Raw genomic sequence first — 19,131 nt, 5'->3', positions numbered from 1 at the left:
CCTCGACCACAGCGGGGCGAGTCGTGTTCACCACGGACGGATAAGCTCGACACCGATGCGCATCAACGACCTTCCCGGGGGAACCATCTTGTCGAGACCACTCCTTGTCGGTGCTGCGCTGTCCGGTGCGGCGATCACCGCCCTGCTCGGCACCGGTTGCTCCACCGGGGACAGTTCGGCCATGCCCGTGGCCGGTGCCAACACTCCCACATCGACACCGCCGCCACCACTGCTGTCGGCCGACGACGTCGAGCGGCTGTTCGCGCGCATGCTCGACCCGCGGGTCCCGAACTCCGAGAAGCTCGATCACGTGCAGGGCATCGCCGACGATCCGGGTCTGCCCAACCGCATCGCCGAAGCACCAGGCCGGAACAACGCGACGGTCACCGTCACCATCACCGGAACAAGGCAGGGTGCGCCGGGCATGCTCGCCGAGGGCACCGGGAGGATGAACACCGCGACCAGCCCGTTGATCGTGCCGTTCGTCGCCGAGGACGGGAAGTGGAAGATCGAGAAGGCCTGGTATTGCCAGATCGCGTTCTCGATGATGGTGTCCTCCCCCACCTGCCCGTCCTAGCTCACATCCGTCGTGCGAACCGGTGGCGCGAGCAACGGCATCTGTGTAGGAGCCCGTTTCCCATCAGCAGGAGGCTCCCGCTGTGACCAGTGTCGTCCGGTCGTTTCCTGGTCCGCCGACCGGCGCGCGGGCGGAGCAACACCATGCCGGTTCGGCATCGAGCTGCCCGGCCCAGCTCGTCCGACCGGTGCCGACCGCAGAGCACCGCATGACTCGCGCGAATTCTCCTCGGACAGTGCGGCATTCGACGCAGTCGCCGACGAAGTGGGGGCACGGGTTGACTTCTGACCCCTTGGACACCTGGCTCGGCGCCACCTGGAGCGCGGTCCCCGCACCGCTGCGCCTCGCGGTGGTGGAACACATCTTCGGCGCCGACCTGGTCACCATGTCGACCTATGCGGCGGCCAAGGCGCGGTATGTCGTCGAACGGGTCGACCCCGACATGCGTTCGGACTTCGAAGACGTCGCCCAAGACACCATGGTCGCGTTGACGGCGACCTTGCCCACCGAACGTATCCGGCACTGGAAAACCCATGTCCTGCAGCAACTCCAGTGGCAGGTGCTGCAGCACAGACGGCGCCGCACAGCGGAGAAACGTCACCCGGGACGCCGGGTCGACTACGAATCCACCGCGCTCGTCGTCGAAGACCACACACTCGTCAGTGGTGACGACCGGCTGGCCGACCGCGCCGTCCTGCGGGACGCGCTCGACGCGATCCCGCACCCCGAGACCGCCGCCGTGCTGCGCGCGACCTTCGTACTCGCCCCCGACGGCACCTACACCGACGTACAGACGACCAAAGAGGTCGCCGAGGACCTGAACTTCAGCCAGGAGAAGGTCAAACGGTTGCGCGCGACGGGAACGAAGATGCTGCGCGAAGCCCTGCGCGCCCAACTCGACGCCCGCGACCACGACACCGAGGAGGCATCGTGACCGCGCGCGACCATCGAGCCGCACGGCTGAACCTGCCCGTCGACATCGACGTGCTGCTCGCGCTCGCCGACGACGCCGAACCCGATGCCGAGGCAGCCGCCGCGGGCGCCCGCATCGCGCAACGCCTGCTGGCAGCAGCCGACGCGACACCGGAACCCCATTCCTTGTCCGCGCGACGCATCGTGATGCGGGTGCCCGGGTGGACGGTGCGGCCACTGGCCGCCTCCTCCCGCGACGGAGCATCCTCGAGCCGGGTCGTCCAGAAACAGATCGACCAGGAGCTCGGCATCGAATTCACACGTACCCCCGCCGGTGCCGAGCAGACACGGATTTCGGTGCGATCGTTCGGTCCCGGCACCACGGCAGGCGACGTGGTCCGCGTCGCGGTGCATGCGGGCGAGGAACGATCCGAAGTCCTCGTCGTCCTGTATTCGGATGCCGACGGGTCGCTCACCGGTCAGATCGTCACCCGCGCAGTGACTTTGGCGGAGCACCTGGAGATCTCCATCGTGCCGGGCACAGCGCTCGGCGACACGCAGGCGGCGGCGATCACCGACGCGGTGCGGTGCTCGTTGACGGCGGGACGCAACGCGTGGCGGCGGGTCGCCAAGGGCCTGCCGGTCGGCGACCCGGTTCGGTCGGCGATCGTCGCCGGATTGAGCTGAGTGCCACGAAGGCCACGGCCATCGCCGGTTCTACCGAGTTCGGCTAGCCGAACGGGCCGAAAGCCGCGCGCAGAGTGCGATCGCCGGAGCGGTCGCGGCGGATAGGTCGTGGGTGAGGAGACCCCCCAGCGATCTCCTCACCCACGACACGAGACGCGTCGGGGGCAGTGCCGACGACTGGTCTCGTCATCACTGATGCGATGCGGCCCCCGATCGGTTCGCTGCCGGGTGGAGATCGACAAGAGCGGAAGTGGCAGTACGCGAGTTGCGCCGCCAGCTCGAGGCCCCGGCACAGGACAGGACAGCGCAGGCATAGCGGCTCTGCGCCTGAGATGCATGCCGGGAGTACCCCTCCGCCGGTCTAGTTGTCCGTCCTTGCGGCGGACTCGGCACCGGCGCTCATCGCGGCCAAGTCCTCGGCTACGGCATCCCACAGCGCGCTGTACTCGGGAACAAGGGTGCGGACATGCGTCAGGGTCGGATAGTCGTTCGGATCGAATGCCAGATGCCCCGGGCGGCCGCCCGGCATGGCGGTGTCGGGCCAGCGGCGGGCCGGTGCGTTCGAGGCGGAGTCGTCGACGAACAGGATCTGCGCCTGTCCCTGGGCGCCGATCTTCCACACAGCGCGGGTCGACGCGGAAATGGTCACGGGCATGAAGTCCTCCGATGGCCATGGATAGCGACAACGGGATCGTAAGACAGCCAGTGCGTTTCACGGAGTGTCGCGGCACAGGACGACACCCCGATCCCAGCAAGGACCGCTCACCGGCGGAACGAGGCCCGGCCATTCTAGAACACGTTATAGTTTCTGGATGCGGCCCGGACAACCCGCCGCACGAAAGGTGGTACAGGTGCTGACCTGGGACGATGAAGCCGATGTCGTCGTTGTCGGATACGGCGGCGCAGGGGTTACGACGGCACTCGCCGCTCGCGAACGCGGCGCGGACGTCCTCGCGATCGACCGGTACCTCGGCGGCGGCGCGACAGAGCTGTCCGGCGGAATCATCTACGCCGGGGCGGGCACCTGGGTGCAGCACGCCGCCGGAATCGACGACGACGCCGACAACATGTTCGCCTACCTGCAGGCCGAGGTGGGCGACGCGGTGAACCCCGCGACGCTGCGCCGCTTCTGCGAGGAGTCCCCCGCGCTCATCGACTGGCTCACCGAGCACGGCGTGCCGTTCGAAGCATCGGTGTGCCCGTACAAGACCTCCTACCCCACCGACGACTACTACCTCTACTACTCCGGCAGCGAAAACGCCGGTGGCTACCGGGAACTCGCGAAACCACGGCAGCGCGGGCACCGCGCCCACGGACCCGGCGTCTCGGGCAAGGCCGTGTTCCGTCCACTGGCACGGTCGGCCGCCGCCCGCGGGGTCCGGGTCCGCACCGGAACCACGGCGACCCGGCTGGTGGTCGAGGACGGCCGGGTGACCGGCATCGAAGCGGTTACCCTCGACGGCGCCCCCGCCGCCGTGCGACGCCGTTTCGCGGCACTGGCACGGATCTCGTCGAAACCCGGGGTGTACCACCAGGGCCTGCGCCGGGCCGTGCAAGTGCTGATCGAACGTATCGAGCGCAAACACGGTGTGCCGGTGCGCATCCGGGCCCGCTCCGGTGTCGTACTCACCACCGGCGGATTCATCGCCAACGCGGCGATGGTCGCCCGGCACAGCCCCCACTACCCCTGGGCGCAGGGTCTGCCGCTCGGGTCGGCCGGGGACGACGGCAGCGGCATCACGATGGCCGAGGAGATCGGCGCGGCCACCGGCAAGATGGACGCGATGTCGGCATGGCGTTTCATCGGCCCGCCCAGCGCCTTCTACGGCGCGATCGCGGTGAACACCGAAGGCAGTCGCATGGTCGACGAATCGCGCTACGGAGCGGCACTGGGCGCCGCTGTCGCCACCGCCCCCGGCCACCGTGCCTGGCTGCTCGTCGACGCCGAACTCGCCGCCGAAGCACGCACTCAGATCGCCGGCCAGTCCGTGTGGTTCCAGCGCATGCAAACCGAACGACTCCTCCGATTCGGACGCACCACCGGCCGCACCATCGAAGAAGCCGCCACCCGCGCGGGCGTCGACCCCGCAGGCCTGCGCACCACCGTCGACGCCCACAACCAGGCCATCGAACAAGGCTCCCCCGACCCACTCGGCAAACCCGACGACATCCGCCGCCCGATCCGCACCGGCCCCTACGCCCTGCTCGACATCTCCTTCGCCGCCCGCCTCACCTACCCGATGCCGATGCTCACCCTCGGCGGCCTCCTCGTCGACGAACAAACCGGCGCCGTCCGCACCGAAACCGGCGACACCATCCCCGGCCTCTACGCCGCCGGCCGCGCCGCGGTCGGCATCTGCTCCAACGGCTACGTCAGCGGACTATCCCTCGCGGACTGCGTCTTCGCCGGTCGCCGTGCGGGAACTCACAGCGTCCAGCACGTCGCCCAGAACTAACTATTCGGGCATTCCCGAGCGCTCGGCGCCGTGGTCGGTCTCCCTGGTTCGCCTCCGAAACAGGGAGACCTGAGGCGTCCTAGGTTTCGGCGCCTGACCGCACCGTCAAGATCATCCAAGCCCGTACCAAAACCGCAGGTCAGATAGGCGATTTGGTTTACGACAATCAGTCGGATAATCTTTTGGCACACCAGCAAGTCCGGGTGGCGGAATGGCAGACGCGCTAGCTTGAGGTGCTAGTGCCCGTATTAGGGCGTGGGGGTTCAAGTCCCCCTCCGGACACAACCAGTACGCCCACGGGTGGGGTCGCTTCGGCGATCACCACCCGTGTTTTGTCTACATAGGTGAGTTTGAGGCCGATCTGGCGGTAGACCGCATTCTTGTCCTGCGGGTCAGCTCGACCGAGGGCCGAAACCATTCCACCGAGGGACTCGACCAGCTCCCGAATTTCTTGACGGCTCAGCCGCGGCTTCTCGCCGACAGTTCGTTCCAAGCTCGCCAGCTGGTTCGCAGCGACCTGCCGTTCGGCCTGCGTCTGTCTGGTCCAGCCAGCGACCGTGACAGGATCGGCCCCAGCGTCGAGTGCATCGCGGTACCGGGCTAGCTTTCGATCGTAGTTGCTGATCAATCGCCTCGCCTCCTCGAGTTGAGGCACCGTGTCGACTTGGGCGCTCTCGAGAGTGACCAATGTCTCCTCAACCCGCTCGGGACGGAAGACCTGAGCCAGCCAGTGGTCAAGCTGTCCTGTCAACTTGTCCTCACGTACGTAGACTGACAGTTGATGGTCGATCTGATTGGCGATGGCATATTCAGACGGGTACCGGCAACGGTAATGCGCCTTATCGTGGTTCCAGGTGCCCTGCATCAGGCGACCACACGACTCATGCGCGATCAGCCCCTTGAATGCATAGGAGTGCTTACGACGCTGCGTCGCCCGACCCGTTGATCGCGGTCCGCGCGAGGCCAACCGGAGCTGTACCTTTTCGAACACAGAGCGATCGATCAGCGGTTCATGCGCGGGCTGATCGGAAAATACCCACTGCGACTTCGGGTTCCAGGCCAGCCGTGTTTCGTGGCCGAGAGCGACATCCTCGACGTCGATGAGAGATTCCTGCTTGCGTTGCCTGTTCCAGACGGCGTATCCGGTGTAGCGCGGATTGGTGAGAATCGCGCGGATAGCGCTCTTCGACCACGCAGCCCCTTCACGGTGGCTGTTGCGCGCTCGGTCGTGCGCTGAGGGGCAAGCAATTCCATCCGCGGTGAGCAGCTGCGCGAGCGCGAAAACGCCCACGCCAGACAAGTATTCGCGGAAGATCCGTTGCACCACTGGTGCGGCAATAGGGTCAGGTTCGAGCCGATGCAACCGTTTGCCGTCGGCAGCCTTGCCCGGGTGTGGGTGTGGACCTGCGTCGGCCAGTTTGTAACCGTATGGCGGCCGACCACCAAGGTAACGGCCTTCAACCTGGGCCTGCGCTGCCATGGCGGCGCGGACGCGAATCTTGATCCGATTGCGTTCGCCCTTGGACATGCCGCCGAAGACAGACATGATCATGTCGTGGGCTTCGGAGTCTGGGTCGATCTGCCCGCCCACTTCAGGCACCCAGAGTTGGACCCCGTAGTGGACGAAGACGGGAAAAGTCAGACCGAACTGGTTGCCGTAGAAGGCACGTTGAGGCTCCCCGATCACGACTGCGTCGAAGCCGCGGCCAGGGTCTTTGAGTGACTCAAGCAACCGATTGGCCTCAGGTCGCCGCTTCCACGGGATGGATCGAGATTGGCCGACATCGAAGAACTCAGCGACGATCTGGCCGTGGCGTTCGATCAGCGCGTTGGCACGTCCCAACTGCCAATTGCGGGATGCTTCTGGGTCCTGTTGATCTTCGGTAGAGACCCGACCGACGAACGCGAACCTAATCTGGGGCATGATCACTCCGACTTGTCGTTGTGTGCGTCTGAGCGCGGAATCCGCTGCAGTAGACGCAAAAGTGCAGCTGCTGCAGCAGCATTGAGAACGGGCGGTTCTACAGGGCCGACAACGCGAACTACGTCGGAGTCGGCATCACCCTCAGCCGGGCGGTTGGCCTGCTCCGGCGAGGGGGGTGTACTGGAAGAAGACACGACAGAATCCATTCACCTGTCAGTGGCTCTTCCGCCATCCATAAGACCTCATATTCCGTCTGAGCGCCAGGTAGTTCATACAACGGGACCACTGCGCTCCGTGCGCACGGTTGTGTGCACGCCGTCGGTTGCCCGCACACCCGTGCGCACGGTGGGAGTTCGATGATCGGTTGTTCTCACACCGCGACGTTCCGACCACACCCCGAATCAAGGGGATCAATCCATGCAGCCTGCACCATCACCATCTACCCGAAACCAAACCCCTACAAGAGAAGATGTGCGCACGGACCGTGCGCACATCTTCTTCTGGACCGAGCTGTGCATTGCCGCCGGGGTCAGCGTGATCGGCAACGCGACCCAAGCTGTCCTGCACACCACGGCCCTGCCCGTGGTCGCCGCTACCGTCGCGGTCATTCCGCCCCTGGCGTTGCTGGCCGCCGTTCACGGTGTTGCGCTGCTGGCGCGTGCCGACACCGTGTCCCCCGCCGCGCGACGCGCCGCGACCGCTTTGACCGTGGTCATCGCCGCCGGGGCGTTCTGGTTGTCGTTCACCGCGCTCCGCGCTCTGGCGATCACCGCAGGCGTGCCCGCGGGCGAAGCATGGCTGTGGCCGCTCATCGTGGAGGGCAGCATGACCCAGAGTTCACTGGCCCTCCTGGTTCTGGCTCACGCGGGTCAACCCAGCACCGCCATCGAGCGACGATCTCAGTTCCCAGCACCCCGACCCGTGCCCGCCCAACGCCCCACTGACGGTGCCTGCGGCGCACTTCCCGCCTCGCGACCGGATCCTCCCGAACTGATCGAGGAGGCCCTCGACTATCAGACGAGTTCAGACATGGATCTGGAGGAACTGGCGACCAGGATCTGTGACCAGGATCCTGGCGGGCGTCGCGATCACGCGACCGTCGCTATGGTTCTGACGCATCGCTACGTTCACGGGTGGAGCGCCAGCCGTATCTCACGCGAACTCGGACGCAGCCGGTCGGCAATCAGTCGAATGCTGCGCGACGCCGAGCGGCTGCGCGCGAGGACAGGCACCGATCGTGCGCACGCAGAAAACGACGAGGCTACCGACCATGCGCCCACCGGTCCGACCGTGCGCACGTAGCGCCCGGCTGCCCGGTGAGGTGTGCGCACGCTGGTCCGACCGTGCGCACGCCCAACACCTGTGACCGGTTGGGCCAGACACTGTTTCGACCTGTGCGCACGCTGGCTGAACATTTGCCGGATGTGGTTCACACCACATCGACAGTGGCACCGGTCCCCGTGTTTGATCGATGCACGGTTCGTTGCCAGGTATCACACTTCTCGTGCTCGTCTCCAGCGAAACCATGTCCTTGGGGGACTTGTGAACTTCGATATGTCCTGTCCGCAGTGCGACCGTGTCGACTGGGTTCAGAACGTGCCCGCTGTCATGTCCGATGGCACCCACAGTGGCTACAGCACCGGCGTGCATACCGGGTTCGGTGTAGCCCCGAGCGGTGTTGTCCCCGTGATCGGGACCTCCACCCGCGAGTTCAGCCACAGCTCCGCCCTGGCGAGAAGTCTGGCGTGGCAACCGGTTCTGCCTTCGGCGGGCCCGCTGTCGTTCCTCGGGTCGGTCCTGATGTTGTTCGTCCTATTCGTGTTCGGCTTGTGCAGTATCGGATTGACCATGGAGCCGTTGCCCTCGCATCCGCTGCGGATGATGGCGTCGCTGCTGGGCCTCTACCTGTTCCCGATCGTGCTGTCTATCCCTGTTGTCGCGATCTTCACGACCGCGTTCAAGCGTGCACGCCGCAACAGCAAGGTCGATTCCGGGCGGCACCGTGCACGTCATGTGTGGAGCCACGGCTACTACTGCCACCGATGCGCTGTCGCCTACTGGCCCTACCCGACAGAACCCGGTATCCCCTACCGAGTCCCGCTCGCACCCAGCCATTTCCGGTGGTACGTCTGGAACACCGGCGGTTACGCCAAACTCTGACCGATCTGTTCTCCGGTGTTCAGCCCGGCCCTCGATTGGCTTTCAGTGCCTGCCCGTTCAGGTTCCTGGACATGGTCGGGACGTAGAGCACGACCCGACAGATCCGGATCGTTCGCTGCGGTCTCCGATGCCCGCGCCACAGTGATCAGTTGTCGCACCTGTTTGCTGGTCAATTCGAGGAGTTCACCGATGTTGTCATCGGACTCCCCCAAGGTGCGCATCGCTGCCACCGCGCCCGCTTGCTGACCGCGCCATCGCGTGACTTCGGCCTCGAACTCGCGTTCCGACTGTTCGATCCGCTTGCGCAGCTCACCGACGCGCTGATCGCGTATCCCGGTGCACTGTCGGATCGCTCCCGCAGCGTGCAGGTAGGTCTGGACCGCGTCGATCGTCGCGGTCTCGCGGCGTTTGGCCGCCTCACGCCGCGTCTTCAGCACGTTCTGGACTTCGTCCAAACGCCGACTCGATTCGGGATCACGCTTGGACCGTCGTTGCTTGCCAGTAGGCATCTCAATCTCCTGAGAATGGCCCGACCAGCGGCTCTTCCGCTGCCAGCCTACGCCGCAACCTCAGCCTCTCGCCAGCACCGCAAAGGCAACCTACCAGCGCTACATCATCTTTCGCTCAGTCCCCATGGACGCTTCCTCACGCTCCGATCGTGCGAGCGCGGCGTCTGATGGGCGTGGACTTCGCGTTCCATCCCAACTGTTTCGCCCCCGCTCAGTTTCCGCAGAAGGGACACCGATGACTGCCGAGCTCACCAGGTTCGAACCGATTCTCCGCGAGATCGCCGGATCGGAGTTCGTCAAGATCCTCCTCGCGACGCTCAGGCAGCAGGAGTGGGCCGAGGATGAGATTCGTCGCGCCCAGCAGCGTCATCCCGATGTGGCTGATGTGTTGCACCACAGCTTTTCGCTGTTGACCCCGACCGAAGAAGGCTGGGCACCGAGTTCGTCTATCGGGCTCACGCACGCGAGCTGCTCGAGCGGGTCGCGACCGGTGTGTCGACCAAGCCGGGGACCTCGGTCGAGGTCGTGCTGTCGCTGATGCGCGCGAGCTTGATGACCCCGTTGAACACCACCGCGTTCGGCCTGTACGTGCGGATGTGGCATCACGCCGGACTACCTGCCGTCGATGGTCTGGGCGGGGATGTGGGCGCGAATTACGAGGCCATCAACGCCAGTCGGATCGATGAGTTCGAGGCGATCGCCCGCCGCAAGCTCGCCCAGCCCTCGTGTGTGCTGAAACTGGTTACCTGCGAGGGCCACCATCTCGGCGAACTGGTCGACTGCCGCCTGGCAACTGCGCGCGCCGCCTGACCTGTCTCCCCTTTCTCGGTCACGTTTTCGTCCTGTCTTTCCCGCCGCATCCGGTCTTCGGGTGCGGCGTTCGTCGTCTTTCGGAAGGGGTTTGCTGTGCCCGACCTCGATCTGCCCGATCCGTGCGGGATCTGCCGAACCCGCGAACCCGGTGTACGTCTCTCGATCGACGCCGGGATCGTCTGCCACGGATGCGCCCGAACATGCCCGCAGTGTTACCGCTGCGGCGTGCGTTCGCTCGCGCTCACCGACTCCGCCGTCGGGCGACGCCTGTGTGCGGACTGTGCGACCGGGCTGAACCCGTGCGTGTCGTGTACGGAGGTGACGTTCACCGGTCTGCGGACCGATACCGGTGGTTTCGTCTGCGGGATCTGTGCGCATCAGTTGTTCGATCAGTGCTTCCGGTGTGAGCGGTTCACCCGCCACAGCCGCTACGTCGTCGGCAACCATCGCGCCTGCCCCACGTGCACTCAGGAGCTGCGGTCGTGCCCGGACTGCGGCACGCTGTTGGCGGGGCGGCGTGGGTGTGATCGGTGCGCTGATCGGCACACGTTGTGGAATTACACCTACCGCCCAGACCCGATCTTCCACGGCACCGGCCCGTTGTTCCTAGGGTTGGAACTGGAAGTCGTTGTACCCGAAGACTGTTTCGACGACGCCATCGCGACCGCCACCGACGCACTCGGGTCGCTCGGTTATCTCAAGCGTGATTCCTCGATCCGGCCAATGGGTTTCGAGATCGTGTGCCACCCGATGACCTACCAGTACGCCCTCACCGGCTTCCCGTGGCAGGTCCTGCACCAGCTCGCCCGGTTGGGGTGTGAGACCGGTGCCGGTGTCGGGTTGCACGTGCACGCCTCGCGGGCGGGGTTTACTGGTCCCGCGCACATCTTTCGGTGGATGAAACTGGTGTACCGCAACTCCGACCAGGTCTCGCGGTTGGCGCGGCGTACCAGCCGTTACGCCCCGTTCGAGTCCGATACCCGTTCTCGGGCCAAGGACCTGGCCAAAGGTGCTCGCCATGCGGTGGGTTTGCCGCGGTACCAGGCGATCAACCCCCACCCGCGCGACACCCTCGAATTGCGGGTCTTCGCCAGCACTCTCGACCCCGGCCAGGTGCAGGCGGCGTTGGCGTTCACCGAAGCCTCCATCGCCTACACCGCCGACCTGACCGTCGCCCAGATCCGGGCGGGCGGCTGGAACTGGGATCGGTTCACCGATTGGCTGACCCACCGCCTCGAATACGCCCCGTTGGTCGCTGAACTCGCCCACCTTGCCGACCAGATCGACGAACAGGAGGGCGTGCTGTGTGCCTCTTGACCTTCATCCCGGCCTCCGTCGCCCCGGATCCGACCGCGTTGCGTCACGGTGCCGAGGCGAATCCGCACGGGCACGGGTTCGCCGTCGTCGCTGGACCCAGGATCGTGACCGGTCACGGCATGAACGCCGAGGAAGTGATCGACCTGTTCGCCCGGGTTCGTGCACAGCATCCGCGGGGTCCGGCGTTGTTTCATTCCCGCTACGCCACCCACGGCATCCGCACCGTCGACAATTGCCACCCCTTCCCCTTGGGTCGCGACCGGCGGACGGTGTTGGCGCACAACGGTGTCCTGCCCAAACGGGTGCATCCGGGCCCGTATGACTGGCGATCCGACACTCGCATCGCCGCTGAGGACTACCTGCCCGGTGCACCGTTCGGGTCGATCGACACACACAAGGGGTTTCGGGGGCTCGAATCCTGGCTGGGGTCATCCAAGCTTCTCATCCTGACCGTCGACCCGGCCTTCGACCAGCAGGTGTATCTGCTCAACGAATCGAAAGGCCACTGGGACAACGGGATCTGGTACTCGAATCGCAGCTACCTGCCCTGGTCACAGCGGTACACCACCCGTCGCAGTTTGGCGTGCCGCAGTTGTGAGGCCATCGACGTGCACCGGGTCGGCCGCTACTGCACCACGTGCGGGTGGTGCTTCGCCTGCGGAAACCGGTTCCCGCACTGCGCATGCCGCCGACCCCGCCCCAACGCTGCCCGCCACCGTGCCCACAGCCGGCCGCTGACGCTGCCTGCTAAGCCACCGACCGCCCCGAGTCCCTGACGAGTCGGCCGCGCCCGCAAGTCACCAACGCTTTCCCCTGAGCCTGCACCCCGTCGGTGTGGGCTTTCGTCGTTTCCAGGGAAGGAATTCCATGCCCACCGCTGTCCTGGTCGACCTCGCCGAATGCGAAGCCTGCTCAGCCCACCGCCCTGCGGGGGAGCTGGTCGAAACGGCCGAGAACGAACAACTCTGTGCCGACTGTGTCGCTTGCCTCGACCTGTGCGAGAGGTGCGATCTCCCTGCCCGCGATACCGCGCTGACCACTGACAATGACTACTGGTGTGCCGGTTGCCGAGCACCCTGCACCATATGTGAGGACTGCGATCGCTACGCGCCCTACATCGTGGCGGTCCTCTCCGGCAATGACGTGTGCGAGTCCTGCGCCGAGTCCTACACCAGTTGCCACGACTGCAACCTGCGCACCGCCGACTCCTACACCGTCGACGGCGATCGAGCGGTGTGCGAGGACTGCCGCGACGACTACACCCAGTGCCGCGAATGTCGCACCCTGGTCCGCGGTCGTGACTACCACTGCGACGACTGCGCCCAGCCCGACCATTCACGCGTCCACGACTCCGACTACACCCCACCGCCGGTCTTCCACGGGCAAGGGCCGCTGTTTCTGGGCATGGAACTCGAACTTCGCACCACCGTCCACGGTTATGAGGACTCGGTCGCTACTGCGAACAACTCTCTCGACGGGTTGGGCTATTTGAAATACGACGGGTCGATCAGCTGCGGGTTCGAACTGGTCACCCACCCGATGAGTTTCGACTACGCGATGAGCGAGTTCCCGTGGTCGGTGCTGTCGCGACTGCGGTTGCTGGGCTGCTACACCGACGACGAGGTCGGTATCCACGTCCATGTGTCGCGGGCCGGGTTCGACTCACCCGCCCACATCTACCGGTGGCTCAAACTCGTCTACCGCAACGAAGACGACGTCACCGCCCTGGCGCGGCGCCAGTTCACGCAGTGGGCCAGTTTCGACCCCGACATCCGGAACATGGCCAAGGACCTCGCGCACGGCGGACACGGGTGGGGCCGCTATCACGCCGTCAACGCCCGACCAGCGCACACCTTCGAGCTGCGGGTCTTCGCCAGCTCACTGGAGCGGCAACAGGTCCAAGCCGCGCTCGGTTTCGCCCACGCCTCGGTCGAATACACGCGCGCCTTGCGTGCTCACGACGTCGTCGCCGCCCAGGGCTGGGAGTGGGCCACCTTCACCGCGTGGGTCGCCGCGCGACCGCAATACGCCGCCCTGACCGCTGAACTCGCCGCACTGACACCGACCGAAACCGGTGTGCCCAGCAGCAACCTGGAGGACTTCGCATGTGCATCCTGACCGTCATCAAACCCGGCATCACCGCCGACTACGAAGCCCTCGCCGCCGGCGCCGTCGCGAACCCGCACGGGCACGGGTGGGCCGTACACGCCGGAGACCGGCTCATCGTCGGACACGGCCTGGACCCACAGACCACCATCACCGAATTCGCACACGCCCGAACATCATTCCCCGACGGACCGGCGTTGTTCCATTCCCGCTTCGCCACCCACGGCAAACACACCACCGCCAACTGTCACCCCTTCACCATCGGCGGGGACAAGCGAAGCGTGCTGGCCCACAACGGAATCCTGCCCGAGCACGTCCACCCCCTCAAAGGCGACGACCGCTCCGATACCCGCATCGCGGCCGAGGACTTCCTGCCCCACACCCCGTTCGGGTCGCTGGATTCCTGGGCCGGACGGGAACGGTTCGAACGGTGGCTGGGCACCGACAAGGCCGCCATCCTCACCGTCGACCCCGCCTACAAACACCCCGCCTACATCTTCAACGAACACCGCGGACACTGGCGCGACGGATCTTGGTACTCCAACCACACCTACGAGCTGGGCCGATACCCGGCCGGTGCCTTCATCGACTACGAGTTCGGCGACGGGTTCTGCGACAACTGCGGGGCAGAGTACGACAACTCCGACGGCCCGCACTGCCCGTACTGCGGCTTCTGCGAAGCGTGCCTGAACCCCTACCCGCGCTGCCGCTGCGCCTGCTCTGACGAGGCCGACCGCTACGCCGACCTCCTCCAACTCGAAACCGCCTGACACTCATCTCTTTCGTGCTCCGGCTGGAACCATCTTGAGAGGACATCCTCGATGACCTATCCACTGACCGTTGTCCCCTTGCGCCACCGGGTGCGCGCCGCCCTGAACCAGTTGCGTGGCCTCGGCCCTGTCGCCGACCCGGTGACCGGTTCGACCGAGTCGATGATGGTGGTGGCCGCACTCCACGAGGCCCGCCACAACAACCTGACCGTCACCCTCCGCACCCGCGGTGGGCATCTGATGCCGCGGTTGAGCGTGGACACCGTCGGTGCCCGCCACGCCAACCTGAGCACCGATGCCGGTGAGCAGGTGATCGTGCCGTTGCGGTTCATCGAATCCGTACAACACCAGCGGCCCACCACCGACGGCAACCAGGGGCTGCTGTGAGCACCACCGCGCTCGGCGCGGCCGACCCATCGCGTTGGACCGCGCGTCTGCACCCGATCCCCCGGCCCGCGCGTGAGGTGTTGGTCATCGGCTGGCACGCCGCGTTCGCCGACACCCCCGCCGCGGGAACACCGATCGCGGTCTTCCCCCACACCGAGATCATCGCCGATCACCTGCCGGTGATGGCCTTGGTGCGCATCGAACACGCCACCGCGATCCACACCATCACGCCCGAGGGCACCCGCGAAACCAGGTGGGGTGCCGACCCGTTCGGGATCGCGAAGACCGGGATCAGCTGGCGGCTGGTACCCGCCCACCTCGCCGAGGACCGGTGGGTGATCGCGCCCGGGTGGTGGGCCGCGGGCGGTGAAGAAGCCGTGCTGCCGACCTCGGTCACCGAGCACACGCTCGGCGCACCCACCGTGGTGCCCGTCTACGACCACGACCCCCACACCGGCAAACGCTGGACATCGTGATCACCCACGTCGGAGAACTCACCGCCTGGCTGCAAGCCCAGATCCCCGACCTCGACGAGGACCTCTACGAGCCGTGGAACAGCGGCACACCGACCACCACCTCCCTGGTGTCGCTGATCCATCTCCGCGTCCAAACACCCTTCGCCCCGGACCGGACCACCACCGTCGTCCTCGTCGCCCACCGATCCCCCACCCAGGAAACCGCACCCCATACCGAACCACCAGATTCGAGGCCTCCTTGCCCGCAACCCCCGCAACCCCCGCAACCTCCGGATCCCCCGGCTCGCGGCCGCCTGCGGCCGAGCGTGTTCCGATCCCCGCGCGCCTGGCGAAAGCACCGCTCTCATCCGGGCTCGTAGTCCCCCACATCACCCTCGCCCACCGCGACCGGACCCGCCCGATCTGGGGACGCATCGACCCGCACCGCCTCGCAGAAGTGTTGCACCACAAGCGATGCCAGATCTGCGGCGAAGCCCTCGACGCGACCCTGGTGTTGATGATCCGCCCCGCCGACTACCTGCGCGGCGTGGCCGTCGAACCCGGCCTGCACCCCGAATGCGCCTGGTACAGCCGGCAAGCCTGCGTCATGCTCGCCGGCACCATGCAGCGCTACAAACCCGCAGGCAACACCCCGCTGAGCCGATGCACCGACCCGCTGTGCCGATGCCAGTTCTGGGCGCCCAACGACGACCCGACCCCTGGCAGGGAAGGCAAGCCCGCCGAAGCCTGGTACGAGGCCTGGATTCGATTACAGGACTACCACATCATCACCGCCCCAGCAGATGAATCCGGGCCCGAAGCCACCGGCATCGCGCTACGGGGAGTACCGATCCGGCGGCTGCGCAAAGTCCGCGATCCTGCTCCCGGCTCCGATGACACACAACCGATGGACCTGCTCGCCGCGATCATCGCCGCCCGAACCCTGTGGCAGGCACCGGCTCTCGACGAACGTCACGGAACCAGCACCTGAGCAGTCCCAATCGGCGCCGCTGGACCCCGAGCTGCCGGCCTGTCGGGCGGTGACCGACTCGACCGGCACCGACACCTTTCCACATGTTGTGGATAGGCCTGTGGATACCCACAACACCTTCCACTTCGCCCCCGACTCGAGGGCTGGTCCGCACCACCTGCTTCCTCACCGGCATTGAGCCCGCACCCACCACGGGTGCGGGCTCGGTGCTGTTCCCCGGAAGGAAACACCCCTGTGCCCACTCTGGTTCTCGCCGAAACCGTCTGCGACCAGTGCCGTGCGCCGACCCTGGCCGCCGACCTCGTCAACAGCGCCGAGGGCGACCGCTTGTGTTCTTCCTGCGGTGCGCAGCTGTCGGCATGCGACGAATGCGGCTCCCCGAGTAACGACCTCACCAGCACCGCGGACGGGGATCAACTCTGTGCCGACTGCCGGGCTGGATGGTCTCGTTGCCTGGACTGCCAAGGTTTGGTCCGCGATCTCGACCAGATCGCCGGCGGTCACGACGTCTGCTCGAGCTGCGCCCGGAACTACCTGCGATGCGGCGATTGCCTCGCACGCACCGCACACTCCTACACCGTCGACGGCGGCGCCGAGGTATGCGAGCGGTGCGAACGCGACTACCGCGAGTGCGACGACTGCGTCACCCTCGTACCCGCCGATACCGACCGGTGCTCGGGATGCCGAACCAAACATCCCGCGATCTTCGACTACTTCTACGAGCCCACCCCCGTCTTCCACGGCGAGGGCCCCCTCCATCTGGGGTTGGAACTCGAAATCCGCGCTACCCCGACTGGTTTCACCGATGCCGTCGATACCACCGTCGCCGCCATCGGGGACCTGGCGTATCTGAAGGAGGACGGCTCGATCGACTGCGGGTTCGAACTGGTCACCCACCCGATGACCTACCACTACGCGATCACCGAGTTCCCCTGGTCGCTGCTGGCCCGACTGCGGTTGCTCGGCTGCCACACCGACGACGGGGTCGGCATCCACATCCACCTGTCCCGCGACGGATTCGACTCCCCCGCCCACATCTACCGGTGGATGAAATTCATCCACCGCAACCAATCCCAGGTCACCAGGCTGGCCCGCCGAAACTCCACCTGGGCCGAGTTCAGTCCCGCCGCCCGGCGACAGTGCCGAGAATTCGCTCACGGCAGTCACCACGGGTTCGGCCGCCAGCAAGCGATCAACGTCTACCCCGAAGACACCTTCGAACTGAGGGTGTTCACCAGTTCTTTGAAACCCCAACAGGTCCAAGCCGCTCTCGGCTTCGCCCACGCATCGGCCGAATACACCCGCACCCTCCGATCCCGCGAGGTCGCCCGCTACAGCGGGTGGGAATGGTCGACCTTCACCGCCTGGCTGGCGACCCGCGCCGACTACGCCCCACTCATCGCCGAACTCGCCCAACTCGGATCGCACCACACGGTGCGGGGCATCCGCTCGGTCGGCTGACCGCGGAGCTAGCGGTGCTCGCGCACCACTGGCGATCCGCACGAGCACCGGTCTCCCGCGGTGGAGCACCCGCGCGGGCGCGGAAGCCCTCGATGTTCGGCGAAATCGAGCTCGCGCTGCTCGCCGCTAGGGTTGTCGTCGTCGATCCTGCCCACGGAGTTGCCGACAGCAGTCGGGCACCAGCCTTCGCCGAGCGCAAGGTCTTCGTCTGCTGGTGCCGGTAGGCTCGCGATAGCGGTCGTAGCGGCGCTCCTCGCACCTCATCGACTCAGTCGACGACCGATCCGAGGGAGTATTCAGTGGTCGACAATCATCACCCGTTAGACGACGAAGAGCCGACCGACGGCGATGGCGACCAACCGTTCATCGACGGTCCCACCCCAACCACCGCAAGGGACTTCGTGCGCGATTCCCAGCCAGGACCAGGAACCGGAAAAGAAGACCCGGTGGTCCTCGGCGACGGAGTGACCGACGAGGACGGTGGCTGGACCGCTACGGGCCCCAGCCGATAACCGACGACGAGCACCCAACCACCATAATTTCGCGACGGAGGTCCGGGCCCCAGTGAGCGGCCTGGACCTCCGTTGTCTGCGGAATCGCGCCGATCGAGAGTCGCGGGCGTTTTCTCCAATCGACGAACCGACCTCGGCCGCGACATGAGTGTCGGACGCGCCCAGTTCGGCGCAGGCCAGGGCGTATTCGACCCGGCGCCAAGACGCATTTGCCTGCGTCGACGTCGCCGCCATCGTGCCGGACCCCCTCAATCGGCCCGGGAGGCGGAACCCGCACTGGCGGGACGGTTCGCCCAGCGGAATCCGGCCCGCGCACGATACTGTCGCCTCTCGAGGCTGCCAAGGAGTCGTTTGCGGCAAGCACCGCCGACGACACGGAGCCGCGCACAGCTGACCCCTGAGGTAGTTCGAATCGGATCGACCAGGTGGGCTGATCGAATCGACTGCTCCCCCACGGTTCGGGCCCGCGGCAGGCGCGCCGCGGGTCCGAAGTCGTTCATGCTCAGGCGGTTGCTTCGTTCCAGATGTGCAGAAGCAGATGGACATCTACTGGCACCGACCGAGTCTCATGTCCTGGCGCGGACGCTGAATACGACTCGTGCGGTCCAGCTACCTCGTAGAGGCGGACATGAACGCGGGCGGGGCCCGGCGGGGTCAAGCCGACTGCGAGCTCACCTTGGCATTCCTCGTAGTAGCTCGAGCCGACATACTCACGCCCCAACTCGGTGAGGTAGCTGGCTTCCTCGATGAACTCGGCCCCGGTGGGTTCCGGTGGGAACCCACCGTCGCCGACGCCGACGCTGACGCGGCCGAGGTTGCCGTGGCTGCGGTCGCGACCGGTGGATATCGCTAACGCACCGACACCGGGCCGCAACCGGCGCTCGCCGTCCCACGATATGGTTCTGGGTTGCGAGTCGAGCGCGCGATCGAGGAGATAGATCAGACCGCCGTTGTCGTAATCGATGATGTCGGTCAAGGTCACCATCGGATCCTCCTGTTTCACAACGACGGGTCGGCGCGGACATAGAACTGATCACCGTCCATGACCCGATTCTCGTCGTAGAAGGTCGCGATCACGTCCGATTGCTTCTGGT

The 19,131-nt window shown here is 66.1% G+C and carries 20 protein-coding genes, 1 tRNA gene and 1 pseudogene; 18 read left to right on the top strand and 4 right to left on the bottom strand.

Annotated features, from left to right (window positions below; all coding sequences use genetic code 11):
- The first annotated feature begins 55 nt into the window (after positions 1-55).
- From AB0I35_RS13145 to AB0I35_RS13135, 3 genes are all read left to right on the top strand, one after another.
- Positions 56-577: a hypothetical protein gene (locus AB0I35_RS13145; RefSeq protein ID WP_357396047.1), complete on the top strand. Its 522-nt coding sequence runs from the start codon at positions 56-58 to the stop codon at positions 575-577.
- Between the two features lie 277 nt (positions 578-854).
- Entirely contained in the window at positions 855-1,511 is a 657-nt protein-coding gene (locus tag AB0I35_RS13140) for a hypothetical protein (RefSeq protein WP_357396046.1), read from the top strand.
- Complete coding sequence (locus AB0I35_RS13135; protein ID WP_357396045.1) at positions 1,508-2,176, top strand: hypothetical protein; 669 nt, start codon at positions 1,508-1,510, stop codon at positions 2,174-2,176. Before AB0I35_RS13140 ends, AB0I35_RS13135 begins: the two co-directional genes overlap by 4 nt.
- A 361-nt stretch (positions 2,177-2,537) precedes the next feature.
- Here the strand turns inward: AB0I35_RS13135 and AB0I35_RS13130 are convergent, their stop codons facing one another.
- Positions 2,538-2,831: a hypothetical protein gene (locus AB0I35_RS13130; protein ID WP_357396044.1), complete on the bottom strand. Its 294-nt coding sequence runs from the start codon at positions 2,829-2,831 to the stop codon at positions 2,538-2,540.
- Positions 2,832-2,988: 157 nt separating this feature from the next.
- Between AB0I35_RS13130 and AB0I35_RS13125 the strand changes: the two genes are divergently transcribed.
- Both AB0I35_RS13125 and AB0I35_RS13120 read left to right on the top strand, forming a co-directional pair.
- The gene (locus AB0I35_RS13125; protein ID WP_357396043.1) at positions 2,989-4,632 is read left to right on the top strand and encodes an FAD-binding protein; all 1,644 of its coding nucleotides are present in this window, start codon (positions 2,989-2,991) and stop codon (positions 4,630-4,632) included.
- Positions 4,633-4,829: 197 nt separating this feature from the next.
- Positions 4,830-4,914 (top strand) — tRNA-Leu (locus AB0I35_RS13120).
- A 685-nt stretch (positions 4,915-5,599) separates the two neighbouring features.
- Here the strand turns inward: AB0I35_RS13120 and AB0I35_RS13115 are convergent.
- Positions 5,600-6,556 (bottom strand): annotated as a pseudogene (locus tag AB0I35_RS13115) (recombinase family protein); the annotation flags it as partial.
- 471 nt (positions 6,557-7,027) lie between these two features.
- Here AB0I35_RS13115 and AB0I35_RS13110 point away from each other — a divergent pair.
- Together AB0I35_RS13110 and AB0I35_RS13105 are read left to right on the top strand one after the other, a co-directional pair.
- The gene (locus tag AB0I35_RS13110; RefSeq protein ID WP_357396042.1) at positions 7,028-7,858 is read left to right on the top strand and encodes a DUF2637 domain-containing protein; all 831 of its coding nucleotides are present in this window, start codon (positions 7,028-7,030) and stop codon (positions 7,856-7,858) included.
- Positions 7,859-8,164: 306 nt separating this feature from the next.
- Positions 8,165-8,716, top strand: coding sequence for a hypothetical protein (locus AB0I35_RS13105; protein ID WP_357396041.1), 552 nt, complete (start codon positions 8,165-8,167; stop codon positions 8,714-8,716).
- Here the strand turns inward: AB0I35_RS13105 and AB0I35_RS13100 are convergent.
- Positions 8,701-9,171, bottom strand: coding sequence for a hypothetical protein (locus AB0I35_RS13100; RefSeq protein WP_357396040.1), 471 nt, complete (start codon positions 9,169-9,171; stop codon positions 8,701-8,703). The two genes, AB0I35_RS13105 and AB0I35_RS13100, sit on opposite strands and share 16 nt — an antisense overlap.
- 579 nt (positions 9,172-9,750) lie before the next feature.
- Here AB0I35_RS13100 and AB0I35_RS13095 point away from each other — a divergent pair.
- The 11 genes from AB0I35_RS13095 to AB0I35_RS13045 all read left to right on the top strand — a co-directional run bounded on the left by AB0I35_RS13095 (position 9,751) and on the right by AB0I35_RS13045 (position 18,037).
- Complete coding sequence (locus tag AB0I35_RS13095) at positions 9,751-10,035, top strand: hypothetical protein (RefSeq protein WP_357396039.1); 285 nt, start codon at positions 9,751-9,753, stop codon at positions 10,033-10,035.
- A 228-nt stretch (positions 10,036-10,263) separates the two neighbouring features.
- Entirely contained in the window at positions 10,264-11,355 is a 1,092-nt protein-coding gene (locus tag AB0I35_RS13090; protein WP_357396038.1) for a hypothetical protein, read from the top strand.
- Entirely contained in the window at positions 11,343-12,131 is a 789-nt protein-coding gene (locus AB0I35_RS13085) for a hypothetical protein (RefSeq protein ID WP_357396037.1), read from the top strand. The genes AB0I35_RS13090 and AB0I35_RS13085 overlap by 13 nt, the downstream gene beginning before the upstream one ends.
- A 91-nt stretch (positions 12,132-12,222) precedes the next feature.
- The gene (locus tag AB0I35_RS13080) at positions 12,223-13,473 is read left to right on the top strand and encodes an amidoligase family protein (protein ID WP_357396036.1); all 1,251 of its coding nucleotides are present in this window, start codon (positions 12,223-12,225) and stop codon (positions 13,471-13,473) included.
- Positions 13,461-14,231, top strand: a complete 771-nt coding sequence (locus AB0I35_RS13075) for a class II glutamine amidotransferase (protein WP_357396034.1) — start codon at positions 13,461-13,463, stop codon at positions 14,229-14,231. Before AB0I35_RS13080 ends, AB0I35_RS13075 begins: the two co-directional genes overlap by 13 nt.
- A gap of 51 nt (positions 14,232-14,282) precedes the next feature.
- Complete coding sequence (locus AB0I35_RS13070; protein ID WP_357396033.1) at positions 14,283-14,618, top strand: hypothetical protein; 336 nt, start codon at positions 14,283-14,285, stop codon at positions 14,616-14,618.
- Positions 14,615-15,094: a hypothetical protein gene (locus tag AB0I35_RS13065; protein WP_357396032.1), complete on the top strand. Its 480-nt coding sequence runs from the start codon at positions 14,615-14,617 to the stop codon at positions 15,092-15,094. Before AB0I35_RS13070 ends, AB0I35_RS13065 begins: the two co-directional genes overlap by 4 nt.
- Positions 15,091-15,453, top strand: coding sequence for a hypothetical protein (locus AB0I35_RS13060; RefSeq protein WP_357396031.1), 363 nt, complete (start codon positions 15,091-15,093; stop codon positions 15,451-15,453). The genes AB0I35_RS13065 and AB0I35_RS13060 overlap by 4 nt, the downstream gene beginning before the upstream one ends.
- A 77-nt stretch (positions 15,454-15,530) precedes the next feature.
- The gene (locus AB0I35_RS13055; protein WP_357396030.1) at positions 15,531-16,064 is read left to right on the top strand and encodes a hypothetical protein; all 534 of its coding nucleotides are present in this window, start codon (positions 15,531-15,533) and stop codon (positions 16,062-16,064) included.
- Positions 16,065-16,298: 234 nt separating this feature from the next.
- Positions 16,299-17,525: a hypothetical protein gene (locus tag AB0I35_RS13050; RefSeq protein ID WP_357396029.1), complete on the top strand. Its 1,227-nt coding sequence runs from the start codon at positions 16,299-16,301 to the stop codon at positions 17,523-17,525.
- 299 nt (positions 17,526-17,824) lie between these two features.
- Positions 17,825-18,037 carry a hypothetical protein gene (locus tag AB0I35_RS13045; protein ID WP_357396028.1) on the top strand — a complete coding sequence of 71 codons (213 nt, stop codon included), beginning with the start codon at positions 17,825-17,827 and terminating at the stop codon, positions 18,035-18,037.
- Between the two features lie 502 nt (positions 18,038-18,539).
- On the opposite strand, the gene AB0I35_RS13040 is transcribed toward AB0I35_RS13045, so the two are convergent.
- Complete coding sequence (locus AB0I35_RS13040) at positions 18,540-19,022, bottom strand: hypothetical protein (RefSeq protein WP_357396027.1); 483 nt, start codon at positions 19,020-19,022, stop codon at positions 18,540-18,542.
- Positions 19,023-19,131: the final 109 nt, after the last annotated feature.

This window comes from Nocardia sp. NPDC050378, assembly GCF_040655675.1.
Lineage (GTDB): Bacteria > Actinomycetota > Actinomycetes > Mycobacteriales > Mycobacteriaceae > Nocardia > Nocardia coubleae.
This window is presented reverse-complemented; position numbering and strand designations above follow the sequence as displayed.

Bases quoted from the DNA above. Each gene is read 5' to 3' on its own strand.
- AB0I35_RS13145 (WP_357396047.1), top strand. From the start codon at position 56: ATGCGCATCAACGACCTTCCCGGGGGAACCATCTTGTCGAGACCACTC.
- AB0I35_RS13130 (WP_357396044.1), bottom strand. From the start codon at position 2,831: ATGCCCGTGACCATTTCCGCGTCGACCCGCGCTGTGTGGAAGATCGGC.
- AB0I35_RS13125 (WP_357396043.1), top strand. From the start codon at position 2,989: ATGCGGCCCGGACAACCCGCCGCACGAAAGGTGGTACAGGTGCTGACC.
- AB0I35_RS13105 (WP_357396041.1), top strand. From the start codon at position 8,165: ATGTCCGATGGCACCCACAGTGGCTACAGCACCGGCGTGCATACCGGG.
- AB0I35_RS13080 (WP_357396036.1), top strand. From the start codon at position 12,223: ATGCCCACCGCTGTCCTGGTCGACCTCGCCGAATGCGAAGCCTGCTCA.
- AB0I35_RS13075 (WP_357396034.1), top strand. From the start codon at position 13,461: ATGTGCATCCTGACCGTCATCAAACCCGGCATCACCGCCGACTACGAA.
- AB0I35_RS13070 (WP_357396033.1), top strand. From the start codon at position 14,283: ATGACCTATCCACTGACCGTTGTCCCCTTGCGCCACCGGGTGCGCGCC.
- AB0I35_RS13040 (WP_357396027.1), bottom strand. From the start codon at position 19,022: ATGGTGACCTTGACCGACATCATCGATTACGACAACGGCGGTCTGATC.